Raw genomic sequence first — 20,423 nt, forward strand, 5'->3', positions numbered from 1 at the left:
CAGGCGGAGTGGAGCGGTCACACGGTGCGCACGAGCAGCAACACGCCGGTGGTGAGCATGGTGACGGCGACGAGCAGGTCGAGGATCCGCCAGGCGGCGGGCCGGGACAGGACGCGGCTGAGCAGGCTGGCGCCGTAGCCGAGACTGGCGAACCACGTGAGGCTGGCCAGGATCGCCCCGAGGCCGAAGACCCAGCGCAGCGAGCCCCGGTCGGCGGCGATCGAGCCGAGGAGCAGCACGGTGTCCAGGTAGACGTGCGGGTTGAGCCAGGTCATGGCCAGGCAGGCGAGCACGGCGGTCCGCACCGAGCTCGTGGTGCTGCCCTCGGTGGTGAGGCCCTGACCGGTGGCGGGCCGCAGCGCGCGCCGGGCGGCCAGCAGGCCGTAGCCGAGGAGGAACGCGCCGCCGGCGATGCCGATCGTGGTCAGGGCCGCGGGCCAGGCGGTTACCACGGCGCCGAGCCCGGCGACGCCGAGCAGGATGAGCACGGCGTCGGAGGCCGCACAGATGCCGACGACGACCAGCACGGCCTGCCGTCGCGCCCCCTGGCGCAGGACGAACGCGTTCTGTGCGCCGATGGCGACGATCAAGGACAGGCCGGTGGCGAACCCGGCCAGGGCCGCCGTGGCGATTGCGCTGGTCACCTCATCCAAGCTAGGGACGTTCCCAGCATCAGTACAGCTAAAGATTCTTACGTAAGATTAGCGCTCGTGATGTCGGAATTTCCGCTGGACCAGGTGCGGACCCTGCTCGCGGTCGTCGACGAAGGCACGTTCGAGGCGGCGGCCGCGGCCCTGCACGTCACCCCGTCCGCGATCAGCCAGCGGGTCAAGGCCCTGGAGCAGCGCGTCGGCCGGGTGCTGCTGATCCGGTCGAAGCCCGCCCAGCCAACCGAATCCGGGCAGGTGCTGGTGCGGCTGGCCCGCCAGATCGCCGCCCTGGACGAGCAGACGCAGGCCGAACTCGGCATCGCGCCCGGGCCGGGCGGCGTCCGGCTCTCCATCGCGGTGAACGCCGACTCGCTGGCCACCTGGTTCCTCCCGGCCTTGATGCGGCTGCCGCGCGAGGAGCAGGTCTGCTTCGAACTGCACCGCGAGGACGAGGGGCACACCGCCGCGCTGCTGCGCGAAGGGCGGGTCATGGCGGCGGTGACGTCGTCACCGGAGCCGGTGGCCGGGTGCACGGTCCGCCCGCTGGGCCACGCGCGGTACGTGCCCGCGGCCAGCCCCGCCTTCGTCGAGCGGCACTTGAGCGCGGGGCCGTTGAAACGGTGCCTGGCCGAGGCACCGGTCGTCGCGTTCGACCACCGCGACCAGTTGCAGGACCGCTTCGTCCGCGCCGTCACCGGCGGTACCGCGGGCGCGAGCGGGATCCGCCACCTCGTGCCGACGTCCGAAGGCTTCCGCGACGCCGTGGCCGCCGGGTTCGGCTGGGGCATGGTTCCCGAATCCCAGGCCGCGCCCCTGCTGAGCAGTGGCGCCCTGACGAAGCTGGCCGCGGCGCGGCACGTGGACGTCCCCTTGTACTGGCAGCAATGGAAACTGGACGTGCCCGCGCTGGCCCGCGTCGCGGCCGCCGTGGCCGCCGAAGCCGCGGACTCGCTGCATCGCGGCAAGGGAGAACCATCCTTGCGCGGGCGGCCGTTCGTCCAAGATCATGCCCAGGGCGAATCCGACTGAGGATCATCAAAACTGGGGGCTCATCGTGGGTACCGACCTGTCCGGGCGCGCGGCCATCGTGACCGGGGCATCACGCGGCATCGGCCGTGCCATCGCGACCCGGCTCGCCGCCCGAGGCGCCGCCGTCGTCGTCGGCTACCTGCGCAACGAGGCCAAGGCGAACGCGGTCGTCGAGGAGATCACCGGCCACGGCGGCCGGGCGATCGCCGTCCAGGGCGACCTCGCCCGGCCGGCCGAGGTGACGCGGCTGTTCGACCGGGCCGAGCAGGAGTTCGGCGCGCTCGACGTCGTGGTCGCGAACGCGGCCGACGTCGTGATCAAGCCAGTGGTCGACTGCACCGAGGAGGACTTCGACAGCCTGTTCGCGGCCAACGCGAAGAGCGCCTTCTTCACCATGCAGGAGGCCGCGCGACGCCTGCGCGACGGTGGCCGGATCATCGCCACCTCCACCGGCGGCACCCGCATGTTCTTCACCGAGACCTCGCTCTACCTCGGCACGAAGGCCGCCGTCGAACAGTTCGTGCGCGTGTTGTCCCGCGAACTCGGACCGCGTGGCATCACCGTCAACGCCCTCTCCCCCGGCTTCACCGACACCGACCTGCTGCCCGAACGCGACCGCGAGGTCGCGGCGGGCATGTCGCCGTTCGGCCGGGTGGGCCAGCCCGAGGATGTGGCCGACGTCGCCGTTTTCCTTGCCGGCGAGGAAGGCCGGTGGGTCACCGGCCAGAACCTCGGCGCGGGTGGCGGCGTCTTCTGACGGTACCGCCGGTGCCGCGGCCCGCTCAGGCGACCTGGGCCGCCGCCACCGCCGGGTGCGTGAGCGGAACCGGGGCGAACGCGGGCGTCGCCGCGGCCGGCTTGGCCATGTAGGCACACAGGATCGCCAAGCCGATCCGCGGCAGCTCGGCCGTGCTCCGGTACGCCAGGTAGAGCGGGACCCGGCGGGGCTGGAACTTCGCCTTGAACGCGTGCAGCGAGTGGAACCCGTACAGCGGCTCCAGCACCGTGCCCATCCGGTCGAGCAGCCGCTGACCGACCGGGGCGGGCCCGTCGCCGGTGCGGACCAGCGGCGCGCCGGACAGCGACACGAACGCGGCGCCCTCGGCCTGGAACGCCAGGCACGCCTCGGCGATCAGGAACTCCACGACCGGGCGGAAGCCATCGGCACGCCTGCGCATCATGTCCAGCGTCCAGCCCTGGGGCTTGCCGTTGTCGTCGAACACCGGCAGCCACGACGTGACGCCGTGGACCGTGCCGTGCTCGTCGATCGCGAGGCCGACCCGGACCCGCGGGTCCATCGCCTGGTCGACGCCGCCGAGGGTGAAGCGCAGTTCCGGGGTGCGCTTGCCGGCGAGCCAGCTCGCGGAGATCTCCCGCACCTGCCTGCGCACGCTCGCCGGTTCGTCGGCCAGGGTGACCAGCCGGAAGGCGATGCCGTCCTTGGCGGCGCGGTTGCGGGCGGTCCGGATGTCCTGCCACTTCTTGCCGCGGAACTCGAGCCCCGCGAGGTCCACGATGGTGTCCTCCGCGACCTGCAGGCGGTGCCCGCCGACTGCGTCCACAGTGGCCGACCCGACCGAGAACCAGGCCGGCACAAGGCGTTCCCGGTCGCAGTGCGCGGCGAACAGGGCCGGGGCCGCCTGCTGCCACCGCGGCGAGCCAACCGGGTCGCCGACGACCACGGCGACACCCGCGTGCCTGCGGTAGGCCACGTAGCCGTCCGTGCCGTGGAAGTACTCGGTGCCCGGCCAGGTGGTCATCCACGACAGCGTGCCGCCACCGTGCGCGGCCAGCTGGTGGACGGCGGGTTCGGCTTCCGTCGCGCGCGCCGCGCGCCGCAGGAACAGCGGGCCGAGCGGCAACGCGACCACGACGGCCACCATGTGCACCACGTCGGCCAGGTGCGCCACGAGGACCAGCGACCCGACGACGTAGGCGATCAGCGCGATCCGGGCCCGCCAGCGCCAGCGCGGGGCGAACGTCGCGGTGCAGACGGCGGCCGCGGCCATCGCGCCGCCCGACGGACCGACGTCCACAGCGGATACCAGCGCGCTGCCGGTCAGGTCGACCAGCCCGATGGCGCCGAACACCCCGGCGACGTGGCCGACGGCCCAGACGATCATGGTGCGTGCGGTGCCCAGCCGGTGCTCGGCCAGGCCCACGAACGCCGCGAAGCTCCCCAGCACCGCCACGTAGCAGAGCGGGGTGATCGCGAACGGCGCTCCGGTGAACACCGCCCACCACCGGTCGTCGCGAAACGCCGGTACCCCGTAGCTGATCCGATCGGCCCAGGAATGCTGGTCGACCTGTGTGACGAAGGTCCGGAAGACGGCACCGAGCGTCACGATGACGGCGAGCCCCGCCGCCGTGAACGGGTAGCGGCGGAGCAGGTCGCCGGCCCTGACGATTTCCTTGGTCGTGAACACACCGACAACGGTGTCGGCTCGCGAGCGCGGGGACACTGGCGCCACCTCCCGGGCACGGGTAGGGCTAACCCCACCCTGCTCCGGCGATGTCCATTGTGGCCGCCGGCGCACCACGCCAGCCACGACGCCGGCGCCGCGGGCGGCGAGCCGGGTCGCTCTGGCGCGGATGGCCGTGCGCCCGGACAGGTCGGTACCCATGAAGTTCCCCCCAGTCGGATTTGCCCCGCGCATGATCGTGCACGAACGCGGCCCGCACAAGGGGCGGTTTTACTTACTACGACACAACTGTTCGGCGTCCGGCGAAGTTCGAGCCCCAGAGCTGACCCACCGAACTGGCTCGGACCGGCCACCGCACCAAGATGTAGTCGCCGGTCGTGTCGGCGTGACAGATCACCACGTCCTCGGCACAATCGAGCGCCACAGACGACTTGCATCGGCAGGGGGCGCGTGCGGCCGGTCGACTTCTCCTGGATCACCACGGGTGCGGATCTGGGTCGTGCCATCGCGACCTTGCGGCGCGACCGGGTGCCGGACAGGACCAACAGCGAGCTGGCCCGCGCGATCGGCGTGCGGGTGACGACGATCGCGAACTGGCTGGGCGACCGGGTTCCGCGGGACCGGGACAAGTTCGCCGCGCTGCTGGGTGCGCTCGGCGCCACCGAGGACGAAGCCCGCCAGCTCATGGCCGCGCGCGACCGGCTCCACGACACGAAACACGTGCGCGGCAAACGCACACCCGCGGCGGAACCGGCGACCCTGGCCCCACCGTGGGGCGAACTCCCGCCTCAGGTCCGTGGCCGGACCGATCTGCTCGACACGCTCGATGCCGAGCTCGTTCCCGGGCGGATGCAGGTGGTGGCCGGCCTCGGCGGCGTCGGCAAGACCACGGTCGCGCTCGCGCTGGCCCGCCGCCGCTACGAGCGTGGCGACACCGTGTGGTGGGTTCCGGCGGGTGACGACGTCTCGCTCAGCTCGGCGATGGCGACGCTGGCCCGGCGGCTGGGGGCCGGCGAGGGCGAACTCGCGCGGGCCGGGGGCAGTCCACACGAACTGGCCGACCTGTGCTGGTCCCTTGTGGACAACACGCCCGGGCCGTGGTTGCTGTGCTTCGACAACGCCGACTCCCCCGAGGTGCTGGCGCCGGGCGGCATGTCGTTGCCCGGCGAGACCGGCTGGATCCGGACCGGCCGCGGCGGCGCGGTGCTGGTCACCAGCCGCCTGACCGACGCCACGTCCTGGGGCAGGCGTACCCAGGTGCAGGTGGTCGATCCGGTCGGCACCGCGGCCGGTGGTGAGATCGTGCTGGACCTGCTCGGCGGACCGCACACGGACCAGAACCGGGACGAGGCCACGAAGTTGTCGGCGCGGCTGGGCGGTCTGCCGCTGGCCCTGTACCTGGCCGGGAACTACCTGCGGTCCGGTTTCGCACCCACGACCTTGGCGGCCCTCGCGGCGGCCGAAGGCACCGTCTTGCCCGTGCTGGACCGCGCCGCCGCGGCTGCCCCCGATCCCGCCAACCCCCGCAACCGACTGGGCACGACCTGGCAGCTGTCGCTGGATGCCTTGGCCCGCAACGGGATCAGCCACGCCCAGGGCGTGCTCGACGTGCTCTCGTGGTTCGCGCCCAACCGGCCGATCGACGTGGCGCTGCTCGACCCCGATGCCCTGGCCCGCCACGGGCTGACCGGGCTGACCGCCGACACGCTGTACCAGGCGCTCACCGGGCTCAACCGGGTCGGGCTGATCACTCGGCGGGGTACCGAAGGCGTGACGGTGCACCCGTTGGTCGCCGAGCACGCGTTGGTGTCACCGCACCACCTCCGCACCGCCGGGCTCGCCGCCGCGGCGACCCTGACCGCCACGCTCCCGTTCGGCGACGGCGCCGCGACCCGGTGGCCGGTCCGGCGGTGGCAACTGGTGGCAAGCCACGTCGAATGCCTGTGGGGGCGAGCGGCGGCGCTGGGCGCAGCCGGGCACGCCGAGGTCTTGCACGCCGCGAACGCCGTCGCCGAGGCGCTGGTCGAGCTGCACGCGGACTACGCCACCACGCAACGGTTCATCAGCCGGGCACTCACGTCGGCGGGTGCCGCCGACCTGCCGATCCCCGACGACGTCGACGATGCCTTGCACCCGCCGATCCTCGCGTTGCACGACGCGCTTGGCTTCCTCGCGTTCCTGCGCGGTCACAACGACGAGGCCGAGCGGATCTTCCGCGCCACCGTCGCGGGCAAGCGCCGCTTCCTCGCCCCGGACGACCGCCGGCTGCTCGGCACCATGATGAACCTCGCGGTCGCGCTGACCGGTCTGGGCCGGTTCGACGAGGCGATCGCCCTGCACGAACAGGAGCTCTCGATCACCGAGGGCAAGTACGGCCGGCACGCGGTCACCACCCTGACGAGCCACAGCAACTACGGCTGGACGCTCTTCTCGGCCGGTCGGCTCGACGAAGCCGAACCGCACATGCGAACGGCCGCCGACGGCTACCTCGCCACCCTCGGTGCGGAGCACGTCTTCACCTTGACCGCCCGCCACAACCACGGGCGGCTCCTGATCCCCATGGGCCGGCTCGCCGAAGCGGAGGACGTCCTGCGGGCGGTCGCCGCGGATCGCACCCGGGTGCTCGGCGAGCGGCACCCGGAAACCCTGCTGAGCCGCAACAGCCTGGCCATCGCGTTGATCGAGCAGGGGCGGTACGCCGAGGCCGAGCCGATCCTGACCGAGGTCCTCGCCGTGCGCCAGGAGCTGTTCGAACCCGATCACCCGCACATCGCCCAGACCGCCGAGTTGCTGGACCGCTGCCGGCGGGCCGGCGACTCGTGAGTCCAATTGGAGTTCCCTCGCCCGAATGCTCCCGCGATGGTGCACATGACCGCACCGCTCGTCTGTTCGGGAGATTCGAGATGACCGCACCGTCACCAGTCCACCGCACCGCCGCCCCGGGTCCCGTGATCGCCGCTTCAGTGCTGCTGTACGTCTGCGCAGGAGTGGGCGTGCTCGGCTCGCTCGTGCTGGCCGCGGGCGGGGTCCTGGGCAATTCGATCTCGGACGTGCCGCTGGCCGGGCTCTACACGACGAAGATCCAGCTGGTCGGGTTTGGCGGCGGCTTCGCGTTCTTCGTCCTGGCGATCGCGGACGTCGTGCTGGGCGTGGGCCTGACCCGGGGTGCGCCCCGCGCACGCGCGGCGACCGTGGCTTTGTCCATTGTGGTCGGTCTGGCTGGGCTGGCCAGTCCCGTCGGCCCGCTCTGCCTGGTCACGGCGGCGGTGATCATCGCCCTGGTGACCGGCCCGCAGTCGTCGCGCCGTCACTTCCGCCGCCCGGCCCTGGTGGTCGGTTGATCGTGCGCCGTTCCGTTGCGGCGTTGGTTTGCGTTGTCGCCCTCGGCCTCGCCGGATGCACCACCGTGGTCACGCCACCGCCGCCGTCGGCCTTGCGCATCGACGTGACCGACCTCCCGGCCGGGACCGATGGCCGGGTCCACGTCACGGGACCGGGCGTGGACCGGCGGCTGACCGCCACCACCAACCTGGGCGGCGTGGCACCCGGCCGCTACCGCGTGAGCGCCGAACCCGTTCGCGGCCCTGGCCTGGCCACCACGTATCCCGTCCAAGGCGTCGTCGATGTGGACGTGCGCCCGGGTGAACTGGCCACCACGGCGGTCGATTACGGCATCGTCGTGCCGGACACGACGAAGGTGCTCGATGCGGGACTCGTGTCGGACGGCGGACCGACGGTGACCCTCGCGCCGAAGGCCGGAGCCGTGACCCCCGGACAGATCCTGGTCGCCGGGATCGGTCCCAAGACCCCGCGCGGGTTGCTGCGCCGGGTGCTCAGCGTCCAAAGTGGACCGAATGGTGCCGTCGTGCGGACCGCGCCCGCGACGCTGCCCGACGCCGTGCCGCAGGGCGAACTCGTCTTGCAACACCACAGTTTCGGCACGGCCACGGTGCACAACCTGCGTGGCGGGCCCTCGGCGGCGCTGAACATGGACCTCGACCTCGCCAAGACCGAGGGGCCGTGCAACGGCAAGCTCAGCGGCAGCATCGGCCTGGGCTGGAGTCCGGCGGTCGACCTGGACTGGAAGTGGTCCAAGGTGCTCGGCATCCCGCTGAAGGTCAAGCGGGCGAAGTTCGCCGTCGCCACCCGGCAGCTGATGGCAACGTCCTACAAGGTCAGCGACAAGCTGTCGTGCTCGCTCGAGACCGAGATCCCCAAGATCCCGGAGTTCGTCGGCAGCTTCGTGGTGATGCTCGGCCCGGTTCCGGTCGTGATCACCGAGACCGTGCAGTTCATCGGGTCAGCGGAGGTCGTGGGCGAGCTGTCCACCGAGGGGTCGCTGCACACCGAGCAGACGATCAACCTCGGCGTGCAGTACGAGAACGGTCACGTGAAGCCCGTCTCCGAGGCCAAGCAACCAGAGCAGCCGGGGATCTCCGGTGCCTTCCACGCCTCGGTCAAGGTCGGCATCCGGTTCGGGCTGCAGCTCTACGGCGTCGCCGGCCCGTACCTCGACCTCACGGCCGGGATCCGCGCCGAGCCGCACGGCGGCGGCCTGGCCGGGTGCATGGGCCTCTACGGCGACATGGGCTGGAAGATCACCGGCACCGACGTGTCCCTCGACGTCGACGACATCATGAGCATGGAGCGCCAGGTGTTCCCCGACTTCTGGGCCGAGTGCCCGCTGGGCGAGGAGTCGAAGGACAAGCGGAAGGTCGCGCCGCACAAGAAGAAGGTGACTTTCGACGACTACCAGTGGATGGTCGGCGACTGGGTGCGCGACATCGCCGACCCCACCGGCGTCAAGCCGTACCTGGAGCACGAGACGGTCCACGTCGGCGCGGACGGCAAGGTCGTCTACACGACCGAAAGCGGGATCGAGATCGCCTCCACCTACGACAACCCGATCCGGTGCGAAGGGGTGCTCGTCCACCGCGAGGCCGGCGCCCTGGTGGTGGACACCAGCCACGGTCCGGCCGGTTACCTGAACGTCTGCCACGACATCTTCGACCAGGAGGAGATCTCCTACGCCCCGCCGACCGACACCGAGCCCGAACACCTCGACTTCTTCGAGATCAAGCCGGGGTGGCGGCCCTTCGACCGGCGGTGAGCCACGCGCGCGACGCGGTCACTTCAGCAGCCGCGCTCACCTCAGCAGCCTCGCTCACTTCAGCAGGTCGAGCAGCAGGCCTTCCTTGCTCGACCACGGGCACACCTCGATCACGTCGTGCTGGGTCGCGGTCATCAGGGCTTCGGCGACCACGGCGCCGGCGAAGGACTGGCGGGCGCGGTGGGCCGAGATGCCGGGCAGCTTCGCCCGCTGGCGCGGCGAGAGTTCCGCCAGCCGCGGGATCCAGCGCCGCAGGTCGTCCACGCGGAGCTGACCCGGTCGCGAGCCGGTCAGGGTGGCCAGGCCCTGGAAGACCTTGGAGCAGCCGATCGCCGGGCTGTTCGCGGAGGTGGCGAGGACGTCGTCGGGGACGGCCGCGGTGATCCGGCGGAGCAGCTCGGCGCGCATCTCCGGGACGCGGTCGAGGCGGTCGAGCCCGGCCCGGGTGAGGGTGCGCGCGCCCAGCGGCAGCGAACCGGCGAACAGGGGTTTCGCGCGGTCGCCGACGGCCAGTTCGATCGTGCCGCCACCCACGTCCAGCACGGTCAACGGGCGTCCCGAACCGTGCCAGCGGCGCACGGCGAGGTAGGACATCCGCGCTTCCTGCTTGCCGGACAGCAGCCGCAGGGTGATCCCGGTCCGGCGCGCCACCGCGTCGATCACCTCGTCGGCGTTGGTCGCGTCCCGCACGCAGGAGGTCGCGTACGGCAGGAACGCCGAGGCCCGCACCTTGTCCAGCCGGCGTTTGACCTGCGCGACCGCCTCGGCGATGCCGTCGATCCCGGCGGCGCGGATGCGGCCGTCGGCGTCCAGGGCGCGATCCAGGCGCAGCCGCACCTTGTGCGACAACACGGGCCGGCGCAACGCTTGGGCGCCCGGGCCGACGACGACGAGGTGCGCGCTGAAACACCCGACGTCGAGCACCGCGATCCTGCGGGGATGTTTCATGGTCACCTCCGAACCGGCACAGTGGTAGTTCCCGGCACCGGCGGATCCAAACGCCGACAGGAGGTGTGATCGGTCACGGCGGTCGGTTGGTTACTCACCCCTGGTGACGGCGGTGTGGTGCACGGCCACGAGCGCGATGTCGTCGGTGGCCGGTTCGCTGCCCACCATCGTCGCCATGACGTGGGCGCACAGCATGTCCGGTGACTCCGGGCGCACCACGCGCCGCAGCTGCTCGAGCCGTTCGTCGAGGTCGCTGCCGGGCCGTTCGACCAGCCCGTCGGTGTAGAAGGCCAGCACCGACCCGGTCGGGATGTCGAGGGACACCTGCGGCCGGCCGGTGACGGCCAGCCCGAAGCCGACCGGGTGACCGACCGGCGCTTCGATGAACCGCGCGGGCTGCCCGGGCTCCGCGAGAATCGGCGGCAGGTGCCCGGCCAGCGACAGGGTCACCCGCGCCGACACGGTGTCGATGATCGCGTAGAGGACGGTGGCCATCGTGTGGCCCTCGAAGTGGCTGGCCTTGCGGTCGAGCCGGCCGAGCACCGTGGCGGGGTCGTCGAACTCCAGGGCATAGGCGCGCAACGCGCTGCGCAGCCGCCCCATCACGATCGCCGCGGGCAGGCCGTGCCCGACGACGTCCCCGATCACCACGCCGATCCGGTCGCCCGACAGCGGGAACACGTCGTACCAGTCGCCGCCGACGCCGACATCCGCGCCGGGGATGTAGCGGCCGGCGAGCTCCCAGCCCCCGGCCGTCGGCAGCCGGGCGGGCAGCAGGCTCTCCACGAGCATGGCGGCGGCCGCCTGCTCGGCGCGGCCCTGGTGGGCGTGCGCGGTGATGGCGATCCGGTCGGCCACCAGCTGCAGGTGCTCAGCTTCGGTGTCGGTGAACTCGCGCCGCGCGACGCTGCCGATGTGCAGCACACCGACCAGGTCGCCGTCGGCCACCATCGGCACGCCGAGCAGGGAGTGCAGGCCCCGCTCCCACAGCAGCGGGTTCACCACGGTCGACGCGTCGACGTGGTCGAGGCGCACGGCCGACCGGGTGGCCGCGATCCGCCCGGCGAAGCCGGCCCCCAAGGGCACCCGAACGCCCTGGTAGACCTCCTCGTTCAGCCCGACCGTCGCCTTGGCCAGCAACCGCTCACCGCTGGGGTCGATCAGCAGCACGGTGACCGTGTCGACCCCGAAGAGGTCGTGGACACGGCTGAGCATCACCTCGACGAACTTCTCGAACCCGACCGTGAGCAGGGTGCTGTCGGTGACGGCCTCCAACACCGCCAGCCGTCTGGCGGCTTGCGTCCCGTCGCCCATCGCCACCTGACCAACGTAGCTGCCCGGCGACTCGAAGGAGAGACGTGGTCTCGGTGCGTCGCGCCCCCGGGGCGTCGTCGGGGCGGTCGAAAAGGGCGCCTGACCACCGTGTGCCTGACCCTCGCCTTGTGCGGTGCGCACCGACAGGTGAGGGTGGACGTGGCCCGAGGAGGCGACGATGACCGGTTATCCAGGGACGCTCGTGGCGGTGGGGCACGTCGAGCCGGTGCCGCGCCGAATCCGGGCGGTGCTCGCCAGCCGGACCGTGCTGGACACCACGCGCGCGCTGTACGTGTGGGAGGAGGGGCCGCCGTACCCGCAGTTCTACATCCCGGTCGAGGACGTGGCCCCCGGCGTCCTGGTCGACGAGGACCACCGGACCGAGCTGCGGTTCGGGTCCGCACGGCGGCACGGCCTGCGCGTCGGCGACGTGGACCGGCCCGGCGCCGCCCGCCTGTTCACCGAATCCGCGACGGCGGAACTGGCCGGCACCGTCCGCATCGACTGGGCGGCGATGGACGCGTGGTTCGAGGAGGACGAGGAGGTGTTCGTCCACCCGCGCGACCCCTACGCCCGCGTGGACGCCATCCGGTCGACGCGCACCGTCCGGGTCTCCTGCGACGGCATCGCCCTGGCCGAGTCGTCCTCGACGGTCATGGTGTTCGAAACCGGCCTGCCCACCCGGTACTACTTCAACCAGACCGAGGTCGACTTCTCCCACCTCGAACCCAGCGCGACCGAGACGGCGTGCCCCTACAAGGGACGGACCGGGAAGTACTGGTCGGTGCGGGTGGGCGACACGCTGCACCAGGACCTCGCGTGGCTGTACCACTTCACCACGCTGGCCCTGACCCCGATCGCCGGGCTGGTCGCGTTCTACAACGAGAAGGTCGACATCGAGCTCGACGGTGTGGCCCAGCAGCGCCCGGTCACGCACTTCTCCTGACCCGGACGAAGAAAATCCGTTCCCGGTGTAACTCAGGTTCGGCCCGCTCCATCAGTCCCGGTACAGGCACGAGACAACGAGGAGCGCCCGATGTACGTCGACACCGAGTCCGAGACCAACACCGACCCGACCCAGACCGCGCCGGGCGCCACCGACACGACCACCGACACCACCACCGAGCAGACCGGCCAGGGCCAGGAAGTGGACCTCGACGGCGACGGCCGGGCCGACGGCGTCGCCTACGACACCAACGAAGACGGGCAGCTCGACACGGTCGCCGTGGACACCAACGGCGACGGTCAGGTCGACGTCGTGGCCGAGGACCTCGACGGCGACGGGCAACTCGACTACGCGGTGGCCGACACCGACTTCGACGGCACCCCGGACACCGAGTACACCGCCGACGGCGCCGCGCCGATCGACTCCAGCGGCAGCGCCACCGACCCGACCGGCCACGACCACAGCGGCCCGGACGCCACGCACGACGACAGCGACTACGGCGACTCTGCCGATGGCCAGCAGGTCGACCTCGACGGCGACGGCACGGCGGACGGCGTCGCGTACGACACCGACGACGACGGCCGGCTTGACACCGTGGCCATCGACACCGACGACGACGGGCAGATCGACGCGGTCGCCGTGGACACCGACGGCGACGGGCAGCTCGACTACGCCGTGGTCGACACCGACGGCGACGGCTACGCCGACACCGAGTACACCGCCGACGGCGGCGAGCACTCGCTGGACGACACGCACAGCGTGATGTAGTCCGGCGCGCCACGCTGGCCGGTGGTTGGACAGGAGCGGCACCGGTCAGCACGATGGGGTGCGTGGTACAGATGGCGCGATTCGCACGCTTCCCGCTCGGACACTTCCCCACTCCCCTGGAGCCCATGGACCGGCTGACCGCGAAACTGCGCGCCCGCCACGACAAGGTCCCCAACCTCTGGATCAAGCGCGACGACTGCACGGGCCTGGCCACCGGCGGCAACAAGACGCGCAAGCTCGAATACCTCGTCGGCGACGCGATCGCCCAGGGCGCCGACACGCTGATCACCCAGGGCGCCACCCAGTCCAACCACGCACGGCAGACCGCGGCCGCGGCGGCGCGGGCCGGGATGCACTCCTGGGTGCTGCTCGAGCGGCGGCAGGTGCGTGACGAGGAGTACGAGAACTCCGGCAACGTGCTGCTCGACCAGCTGCTCGGCGCCACGATCATGGACCAGTTCCAGGCCGGGGCGGACATGGACGCCGCGATGGCGGAGATCGCCGACGACCTGCGGTCCGAAGGGCGCAAGCCCTACGTGATCCCCGGCGGTGGGTCCAACCCGGTCGGCGCGCTCGGCTACGTCGGGTGCGCCCTGGAACTGGATGCCGCGCCGGTCGCGATCGACTGGGTCGTGCACGCCACCGGCAGCACCGGCACGCAGGCCGGCCTGGTCGCGGGCCTGCGGGCGGTGCACAGCCCGGCCAAGGTGCTCGGGGTCAGCGTGCGGCAGACCGAGCACAAGCAGATCGACGCCGTGCTCGCGCTGGCCGAACCCACGGCCGACTCGATCGGCACCCAGGTCGGCCGGGACGACGTGCTGGTGGACGACCGCTGGGTGGGCGAGGGCTACGGCGTCCCCACCCAGTCGATGATCGACGCCGTGTACCTGCTCGCGGGCACCGAGGGCATCCTGCTCGACCCGGTCTACTCGGGCAAGGCGTTCGCGGGCCTGCTCGGCGGCATCGCCGAGGGCCGGTTCGCCGAGACCGACAACGTGGTGTTCCTGCACACCGGCGGCGCCGTGGGCCTGTTCGCCTACCGCACCACGTTCCAGTGACAGCGTTCCAGTGACCGCACCGCTCGCCGGCATCCTGGGCGGCATGGGCCCGGCGGCCACCGCCGAGTTCTACGCCAAGCTCGTCGCACGCACCCCCGCCGTGCGCGACCAGGACCACCTGCGCGTGGTGGTGTGGGCCGACCCGACGGTGCCGGACCGCGTCGCCGCCGTGCTCGACGGCAGCACCGATCCCTACCCCGCCCTGCTCGACGGCGCCCGGCGGCTGCGCGACCTGGGCGCCACGGTCGTCGGGATCCCTTGCCACACCGCGCACTTCTTCCTGCCGAAGCTCGCCGCGGACACCGGCCTGCGGTTCGTGGACATGGTCGCCGAGACCGCGGCCGCGCTGGGTGATCGGACCGGACGGGTGGCGCTGCTCGGTACCCGCGGCACCATCGCCAGCCGCCTCTACCAGGACCGCTTGCCCGGCGTGGACCTGCTGATCCCACCGGAGCCCGTGCAGCAGGACGTCGATCGGGCCGTCGCCGCCGTGAAACGCCACGCGATCGGCGAGGCGGCCGCGCACCTGGACCGCGCCTTGCGCGCACTCGGCGCGCCGCTGACCGTGCTGGCGTGCACCGAACTCCCCTTGGCCGCACGCCACACCACGGCGCCCGGCGACCTGCTCGACCCGACCGATCTGCTCGCCGACGCGATGATCGCGGCCTGCCGACCGTCCACAACGGACGCACGAGTGTCCACAATGGACTAGAGGCGACGCAGGCCTTCCAGCACGCGGCTCATCAGGTCGGCCGACGGGGCGTCCTCGGCGGACTGGGTGCTGCAGATGAGGACGAGGTCGAGCTTGATCATGTCGGCGATCACCACGCGGGCCGCGCCGATCGGCAGTTGCGTGTGCGCGGCGATCTCGGCCACCGAGGCCGGCTGTCCACACAGGCCCGCGACCTGCCGGTGTTCCGGCTTGACCGCGCCGCCGCCCCGGCGGGTGACCGCGATCATGGTCTCCAGGCCCAGATCGGTGCCCGAGTAGGTCCGGCCACCGGTGGTCGCGTACGGCCGGACCAGCCGGCGACGGGCGTCGACCAGACCCAGCTCGTCGACGTAGCGCTGCACCTGCTCGTCGCTGGCCGAGCGCGTCGCGCGCTCGAACTGCGACGGGTTTTCGTGCCCGGCAACGGGGAGGGGGCGATCGCTCGCCCCGAGGCCGCGCAGGTCGAGGGGGATCGTGTCCTCCTCGACCGGCACGGCCTCGGGCGCCTGGCTCAGCTCCTTCGCGGCGGTCGGCTGGTCCTCCGTCGTCTCCTGCTCGTGCTCGGCGTCATCACGCGAGCCGTACATCCCGAAGAGGTCCATGCCGTTCCAGATCGCCGTCGTCGGAGGAACATCGCCGACTATCGTCACACGATGCCCAGCGCCTGACGAAGCGGGTGTATCGCGAAATACAGCGCGAAGAGTACTGCCACGATCCACAGGAGCAAGTGGATCTCGCGCGCCCGGCCCTGGAACGACCGGAGGATCACGTACGAGATGAGCCCGGCACCGAGGCCGGCCGCGATCGAGTACGTGAAGGGCATCAGCACCGCGGTGAGCAGGCACGGCACGACGATGCCCACATCGGCGAAGTCGATCCGGCGGATCTGCGACATCATCGCGAGGCCGACGATCACCAGCGCGGGCGTGGCCGCCTCGAACGGCACGACCGACACCAGCGGGGCCACGAACATGGCCAGCAGGAACATCAGGCCCGTGACGACGCTGGCGAACCCGGTCCGCGCGCCCTCACCGATACCGGCCGCCGATTCGATGTAGGTCGTGTTCGACGAGGTCGACATCGCACCACCGGCCGCCGCGGCCACGGAGTCGACGAACAGCACGCGCCCGACGCCGGGGACCTGACCGTCCTTGTCGAGCAGCTTGGCCTCGGCGCTCAACCCGACCACCGTGCCCATGGTGTCGAAGAAGTCCGACAGCATCAGGGTGAACACGATCATCACCGCGGCCAGGATGCCGATGCGGCCGAACGCGCCGAAGGGGTCGACGTCGCCGATCAGGCCGAGGTCCGGCAGGGCCAGCACGTCCGAGGGCACCCGCGGCACGTTCAGCGACCAGCCCGTGGCCACGTGCTGGCCGTTGACCACCGACGGGCCGGGCTTGAACACGTACTCGATGATGATCGCGAGCACCGTCGAGGACAGGATGCCGATGAGGATCGCGCCGCGGACCCGGCGCATCACCAGGATGGCGGTCAGCAGCAACCCGAAGACGAACACGACGATCGGGCCGCCGAACAGTTCGCCGTTGACGCCCAGGCCGACCGGCACCGTGGTGCCCGCCGCGTCCGGCACGCGCCGGACGAAGCCGGAGTCCACGAACCCGATGAACGCGATGAACAAGCCGATGCCGACGCTGATCGCGGTCTTCAGGTCACCGGGGATGGCGTGCAGCACGGCGGTGCGGACCTTGGTCAGCACCAGCAATGTGATGACGATGCCCTCGATGAGCACCAGGCCCATCGCCTCGGGCCACGACACCTTCGAGGCGACCGCGACGGCGAGGAACGAGTTCAGGCCGAGGCCGACCGCAAGCGCGAACGGGTAGCGGCCGACGACGCCCATAAGGATCGTCAGCAGACCGGCGGCGAGGCACGTCACGCTGCCGACCGCCGCGATCGCGGACGGTACGTCACCCGAATGGCCCAGCAGGTTGCCGTCGGCGTCCTTGACCGTGCCGATGATCAGCGGGTTCAGCACCACGATGTAGGACATCGCGAAGAAGGTCGCCAGGCCACCGCGGACTTCGCGACCCATGGTCGATCCGCGCTCGGTGATCAGGAAGTACCGGTCCAGCGCCCCGCTTGCGGGTCTGGGTGGCGGGGTTCGCGGCGGTGCGGACGCCGTTCGATTGCTGGCCATGCGTGTACTGACTCCTCACCTGGGGACCGGCAGGGGGCGGCGTCCGAGTCGCCGCGGCAAAGCTCAACAAAATAGACCGCCAGTACGACGAGTCAAGGGGGTGGGCGATCTTTGTCTCGCGGAGCAAAACAGTTGACGCCGCACCGGGAGCGGAAAGATCGAATCATCCCATGTCTGTTGGTGCCGTCCTCAGTGGAGACAGCAAAACGGCAGCGCAAGCCAGGGCCCCGGTGGACGCCGGTGACGAAATCGTCACGGAGCGGCAGCGCCGCGACAATTCACGAAGCCGACGCGGCCCGTTTCGCAAATCGACACCTTGCCCGGCTCACGTTCGGGGGTCGATGTGGATCTTGGGGCCCGGACCGGCGCCGGGTGGCCGGTTGCCGCGCAGGACGTCGGCGGCCCCGGTGAGCGCGACCGTGGCGGCCACCAGCTGACGCGGGTCGACCGAGCCGTCGGCGTAGGCGGCGATGGCCCCGTCGAGCCCCGCGGAGCCGCCGAGGATGCCGACGGCGGTGACGTCCCGGAAGGCGAGCTCACGGGTGTCGATCGTGCTCGGCGCACCGGCCAGTCCGATGTAGACGATCCGGCCGCCCGGCTCGACCAGGTCGAGCGCGAGAGCCGGCATCGTCGGCGCGTTGGTGGCGTCCACGACCGCGTGCCACGCGCGGGCGGGCAGGACCTCGCGGGTCCACGCGTTGGCGAAGCCCAGTGCGCGGGCCAGCTCGAGATCGTTGTTCTGACGGCCCACGAGGTGCACCTCGGCGCCGCGGGCACGGGCGAAGAGGGCGACCAGCAGGCCGATGGTTCCGGTGCCCAGCACCAGGATCCGGTCGCCGGGCCCGGTGCGCGCCGCCTCGACGCACCGCAGCGCGTTGCCGCCCGGCTCGACCATCGCGCCGAGCGTGGCGTCCATTGTGTCCGGTAGCGCGTGCAGGGCCCGCACGGGCAGGGCAAGCCGCTCGGCGAGCGCGCCGGCCATCCCGCCGCGGATGCCGAGCTCGTGGCGCTCGGCGCAGACGTGGTGGCGGCCGAGCGCGCAGCGCTCGCAGTGGCCGCAGCCGATCATCGTGTCCCCGGTGACCTTGCGGCCCAGCCACGCCGGGTCGACACCGAGCCCGACGGCGGTGACTTCCCCGGCCCACTCGTGCCCGGGCCGGATCGGGTACGACGTGATGCCCGACTGCAGGTAACTCATGTCGCCGGTGAAGAGCTCCACGTCGGTACCGCACACCCCCACGCGGTGCACGTCGATGACCACCTCGCCGTCGGCGGCGACCGGTGCCGGGACCGCCCGCACCTCGGCCTGGCCGGGACCGGTGAGGACGAGGGCTTGCACGACCGTCATGGTGGCGAACAATAGAAGCAATGGGCACCCGACGAAGCGCGCAGTGGTACGCGGCCGACGACCGCAACAGCTACATCCACCGCGCCTGGATGCGCCGTGGCCTGCCCGACGACGCCTTCGACGGCCGCGCCCACATCGCCATCGCCAACACCGCCTCGGACCTCACGCCCTGCAACGCCCACCTGAACGAGGTCGCCCGCAGCGTCGCCGACGGCATCCACCGGGCCGGGGGCGTCGCGCTGAACCTGCCAGTGGTGTCCCTCGGCGAGACGCAGGTGCGACCCACGGCGATGCTCTGGCGCAACATGGCCGCGATGGCGATCGAGGAGATGCTGCGGGCCAACCCCATCGACGGCGTCGTGCTGCTCGGCGGCTGCGACAAGACCATCCCCGCCCTGCTCATGGGCGCCGCCTCGGTCGGCCTGCCCGCGGTCGTGGTCCCGGGCGGCCCGATGCTCACCGGCACCTTCCGCGGCCGGCCGGTGGCCTGCGGCACCGACGTGTGGAAGCTGAGCGAGGAGGTCCGCGCCGGCACGCTGTCCGCCGAGGAGTTCCGCCGCTCGGAGTCGTCGATGATCCGCAGCAAGGGCCACTGCAACACGATGGGCACGGCGTCCACGATGGGCCTGCTGGCCGAGGTGCTCGGCATGACCCGGCCCGGCGTGGCCGGCACGCCCGCGCCGGACAGCCGGCTGCTGGCCGCCGCACACGCCACCGGCGTGCTGGCCGTCGAGATGGTCGACGCCGGTCGCACCCCGGCCACGGTGCTCAGCCGCGGGTCGTTCCGCAACGCGATCGTCGCGCTGGCCGCGCTCGGCGGCTCCACCAACGCCGTCGTCCACCTGCTCGCCATCGCCGGCCGCCTCGGGATCGACCTGACCCTGGACGACTTCGACCGCATCGGTTCCGCCGTGCCGTTGCTGGTCGACCTCCAGCCCGCGGGCCGGTTCCTGATGGACGACCTCTACCGGGCCGGCGGCCTGCTCGCCGTCCTGGCCGAGCTCCGCGACCTGCTCGACCCGGCGGCGCTCACCGTCACCGGCCGCCCGCTCGTCGACTACCTCGACGACGCGCCGGTCCACGACCGCGAGGTGATCCGGCCGCGCGCGCAACCGTTGCAGCCGCACGCGGGCATCGCCGTGCTGCGCGGCAACCTCGCCCCGGACGGCGCGGTCATCAAACCGGCCGCCGCCTCGCCCGCGTTGCTCCAGCACCGCGGGCCGGCCGTCGTCTTCGACTCGGTGGAGGACCTGCACGCCCGCCTCGACGACCCCGACCTCGACGTCACCGCCGACTCGGTGCTGATCCTGCGTGGCTGCGGGCCCAAGGGCTATCCCGGGATGCCCGAGGTCGCCAACCTGCCGCTGCCGGCGAAGCTGCTCGCCCAGGGCGTGCGGGACATGGTCCGCATCTGCGACGGGCGGATGAGCGGAACCGCCTACGGCACAGTGGTTCTGCACGTCGCGCCGGAGGCCGCCGCGGGCGGCCCGCTGGCCAAGGTCCGCACGGGCGACGTGATCGTGCTCGACGTGGCCAACCGCCGTCTGGACGTCGACCTCCCCGACGGTGAACTCGCCGCGCGCGAACCCGCACCGGAGGCGGTGAGGGCTTTCGCCGCACCCCGGCGCGGGTGGGAACGCCTGTACGTCGCCACCGTCGGCCAGGCCGACACCGGCGCGGACCTGGACTTCCTCGTCGGCGCCAGCGGCGACGAGGTCGCCCGCGAATCCCACTGAGGCCGGTGGGGTTCAGCCGAGGCTGTCGCCCGGGAACCCGCGGCACGGGTGCGCGTCGTAGACGAACACGCCGGCGCCGATGCCGGGGGTCGCCATCCATGATCGTCCGCACCTGCTCGACCGTCGCCGCGAAGATGCCGAGCCCGCACACCTCCGTGTCGTCGGTGACCGGGCAGACGACGCGCAGCAGCCCGCGCTCCCGGAGCCGGAAGTTCCGGCG

17 protein-coding genes are annotated in these 20,423 nt (G+C 71.8%); 10 read left to right on the forward strand and 7 right to left on the reverse strand.

The window, feature by feature from the left end:
- Positions 1 to 17: 17 nt before the first annotated feature.
- Positions 18 to 644 (reverse strand): LysE/ArgO family amino acid transporter, encoded by a 627-nt coding sequence (locus EV186_RS10205; RefSeq protein ID WP_133848998.1) that lies wholly within the window; start codon positions 642 to 644, stop codon positions 18 to 20.
- A gap of 69 nt (positions 645 to 713) precedes the next feature.
- On the opposite strand from EV186_RS10205, the gene EV186_RS10210 reads away from it, so the two are divergent.
- The gene (locus EV186_RS10210) at positions 714 to 1,679 is read left to right on the forward strand and encodes a LysR family transcriptional regulator ArgP (protein WP_133848999.1); all 966 of its coding nucleotides are present in this window, start codon (positions 714 to 716) and stop codon (positions 1,677 to 1,679) included.
- 25 nt (positions 1,680 to 1,704) lie between these two features.
- On the forward strand, positions 1,705 to 2,436 hold the full coding sequence (locus EV186_RS10215; protein ID WP_133849000.1) for an SDR family oxidoreductase: 732 nt from the start codon (positions 1,705 to 1,707) through the stop codon (positions 2,434 to 2,436).
- A gap of 25 nt (positions 2,437 to 2,461) precedes the next feature.
- Here the strand turns inward: EV186_RS10215 and EV186_RS10220 are convergent, their stop codons facing one another.
- Positions 2,462 to 4,105, reverse strand: coding sequence for a bifunctional lysylphosphatidylglycerol flippase/synthetase MprF (locus tag EV186_RS10220; RefSeq protein WP_243753954.1), 1,644 nt, complete (start codon positions 4,103 to 4,105; stop codon positions 2,462 to 2,464).
- Positions 4,106 to 4,552: 447 nt separating this feature from the next.
- Here EV186_RS10220 and EV186_RS10225 point away from each other — a divergent pair, with 447 nt between their 5' ends.
- The 3 genes from EV186_RS10225 to EV186_RS10235 all read left to right on the forward strand — a co-directional run bounded on the left by EV186_RS10225 (position 4,553) and on the right by EV186_RS10235 (position 9,212).
- Positions 4,553 to 6,925: a helix-turn-helix domain-containing protein gene (locus EV186_RS10225; RefSeq protein ID WP_133849002.1), complete on the forward strand. Its 2,373-nt coding sequence runs from the start codon at positions 4,553 to 4,555 to the stop codon at positions 6,923 to 6,925.
- An 80-nt stretch (positions 6,926 to 7,005) separates the two neighbouring features.
- Positions 7,006 to 7,443: a hypothetical protein gene (locus EV186_RS10230; protein WP_133849003.1), complete on the forward strand. Its 438-nt coding sequence runs from the start codon at positions 7,006 to 7,008 to the stop codon at positions 7,441 to 7,443.
- A 2-nt stretch (positions 7,444 to 7,445) separates the two neighbouring features.
- The gene (locus tag EV186_RS10235) at positions 7,446 to 9,212 is read left to right on the forward strand and encodes a hypothetical protein (RefSeq protein ID WP_133849004.1); all 1,767 of its coding nucleotides are present in this window, start codon (positions 7,446 to 7,448) and stop codon (positions 9,210 to 9,212) included.
- Between the two features lie 54 nt (positions 9,213 to 9,266).
- Here EV186_RS10235 and EV186_RS10240 read toward each other — a convergent pair whose 3' ends face one another.
- Both EV186_RS10240 and EV186_RS10245 read right to left on the reverse strand, forming a co-directional pair.
- A complete protein-coding gene (locus EV186_RS10240) occupies positions 9,267 to 10,160 on the reverse strand; it encodes a Ppx/GppA phosphatase family protein (RefSeq protein WP_133849005.1) in 894 nt (297 codons plus the stop codon).
- 90 nt (positions 10,161 to 10,250) lie between these two features.
- Positions 10,251 to 11,474 (reverse strand): PP2C family protein-serine/threonine phosphatase, encoded by a 1,224-nt coding sequence (locus EV186_RS10245; protein WP_133850168.1) that lies wholly within the window; start codon positions 11,472 to 11,474, stop codon positions 10,251 to 10,253.
- 178 nt (positions 11,475 to 11,652) lie between these two features.
- Between EV186_RS10245 and EV186_RS10250 the strand changes: the two genes are divergently transcribed.
- From EV186_RS10250 to cuyB, 4 genes are all read left to right on the forward strand, one after another.
- A complete protein-coding gene (locus EV186_RS10250; protein ID WP_133849006.1) occupies positions 11,653 to 12,420 on the forward strand; it encodes a DUF427 domain-containing protein in 768 nt (255 codons plus the stop codon).
- A gap of 90 nt (positions 12,421 to 12,510) precedes the next feature.
- Positions 12,511 to 13,188, forward strand: coding sequence for a hypothetical protein (locus EV186_RS10255; RefSeq protein WP_133849007.1), 678 nt, complete (start codon positions 12,511 to 12,513; stop codon positions 13,186 to 13,188).
- 71 nt (positions 13,189 to 13,259) lie between these two features.
- Positions 13,260 to 14,246 carry a D-cysteate sulfo-lyase gene (gene cuyA / locus EV186_RS10260; RefSeq protein ID WP_243753955.1) on the forward strand — a complete coding sequence of 329 codons (987 nt, stop codon included), beginning with the start codon at positions 13,260 to 13,262 and terminating at the stop codon, positions 14,244 to 14,246.
- A gap of 10 nt (positions 14,247 to 14,256) precedes the next feature.
- A complete protein-coding gene (cuyB, locus tag EV186_RS10265) occupies positions 14,257 to 14,958 on the forward strand; it encodes a cysteate racemase (protein WP_133849009.1) in 702 nt (233 codons plus the stop codon).
- Here cuyB and EV186_RS10270 read toward each other — a convergent pair.
- The 3 genes from EV186_RS10270 to EV186_RS10280 all read right to left on the reverse strand — a co-directional run bounded on the left by EV186_RS10270 (position 14,955) and on the right by EV186_RS10280 (position 18,467).
- Positions 14,955 to 15,608: a DUF742 domain-containing protein gene (locus EV186_RS10270; RefSeq protein WP_133849010.1), complete on the reverse strand. Its 654-nt coding sequence runs from the start codon at positions 15,606 to 15,608 to the stop codon at positions 14,955 to 14,957. The genes cuyB and EV186_RS10270 overlap by 4 nt on opposite strands.
- Positions 15,605 to 17,014, reverse strand: coding sequence for an NCS2 family permease (locus EV186_RS10275; RefSeq protein WP_243754074.1), 1,410 nt, complete (start codon positions 17,012 to 17,014; stop codon positions 15,605 to 15,607). Before EV186_RS10275 ends, EV186_RS10270 begins: the two co-directional genes overlap by 4 nt.
- 430 nt (positions 17,015 to 17,444) lie before the next feature.
- Positions 17,445 to 18,467 (reverse strand): zinc-dependent alcohol dehydrogenase, encoded by a 1,023-nt coding sequence (locus EV186_RS10280; protein WP_243753956.1) that lies wholly within the window; start codon positions 18,465 to 18,467, stop codon positions 17,445 to 17,447.
- Between the two features lie 20 nt (positions 18,468 to 18,487).
- On the opposite strand from EV186_RS10280, the gene EV186_RS10285 reads away from it, so the two are divergent.
- Positions 18,488 to 20,203, forward strand: a complete 1,716-nt coding sequence (locus EV186_RS10285) for an IlvD/Edd family dehydratase (RefSeq protein WP_133849012.1) — start codon at positions 18,488 to 18,490, stop codon at positions 20,201 to 20,203.
- The last annotated feature ends 220 nt before the right edge of the window (positions 20,204 to 20,423 follow it).

The organism is Labedaea rhizosphaerae (genome assembly GCF_004362825.1).
GTDB lineage: Bacteria > Actinomycetota > Actinomycetes > Mycobacteriales > Pseudonocardiaceae > Labedaea > Labedaea rhizosphaerae.

What these genes read in the sequence shown, in the direction of transcription:
- EV186_RS10230 (WP_133849003.1), top strand. Translation starts at nt 7,006, where the DNA reads ATGACCGCACCGTCACCAGTCCACCGCACCGCCGCCCCGGGTCCCGTG.
- EV186_RS10285 (WP_133849012.1), top strand. Translation starts at nt 18,488, where the DNA reads ATGGGCACCCGACGAAGCGCGCAGTGGTACGCGGCCGACGACCGCAAC.
- EV186_RS10280 (WP_243753956.1), bottom strand. Translation starts at nt 18,467, where the DNA reads ATGACGGTCGTGCAAGCCCTCGTCCTCACCGGTCCCGGCCAGGCCGAG.
- EV186_RS10210 (WP_133848999.1), top strand. Translation starts at nt 714, where the DNA reads ATGTCGGAATTTCCGCTGGACCAGGTGCGGACCCTGCTCGCGGTCGTC.
- cuyA (WP_243753955.1), top strand. Translation starts at nt 13,260, where the DNA reads ATGGCGCGATTCGCACGCTTCCCGCTCGGACACTTCCCCACTCCCCTG.
- EV186_RS10275 (WP_243754074.1), bottom strand. Translation starts at nt 17,014, where the DNA reads ATGGGTCGCGAAGTCCGCGGTGGCCTGGCGACCTTCTTCGCGATGTCC.
- EV186_RS10255 (WP_133849007.1), top strand. Translation starts at nt 12,511, where the DNA reads ATGTACGTCGACACCGAGTCCGAGACCAACACCGACCCGACCCAGACC.
- EV186_RS10240 (WP_133849005.1), bottom strand. Translation starts at nt 10,160, where the DNA reads ATGAAACATCCCCGCAGGATCGCGGTGCTCGACGTCGGGTGTTTCAGC.
- EV186_RS10250 (WP_133849006.1), top strand. Translation starts at nt 11,653, where the DNA reads ATGACCGGTTATCCAGGGACGCTCGTGGCGGTGGGGCACGTCGAGCCG.
- EV186_RS10245 (WP_133850168.1), bottom strand. Translation starts at nt 11,474, where the DNA reads ATGGGCGACGGGACGCAAGCCGCCAGACGGCTGGCGGTGTTGGAGGCC.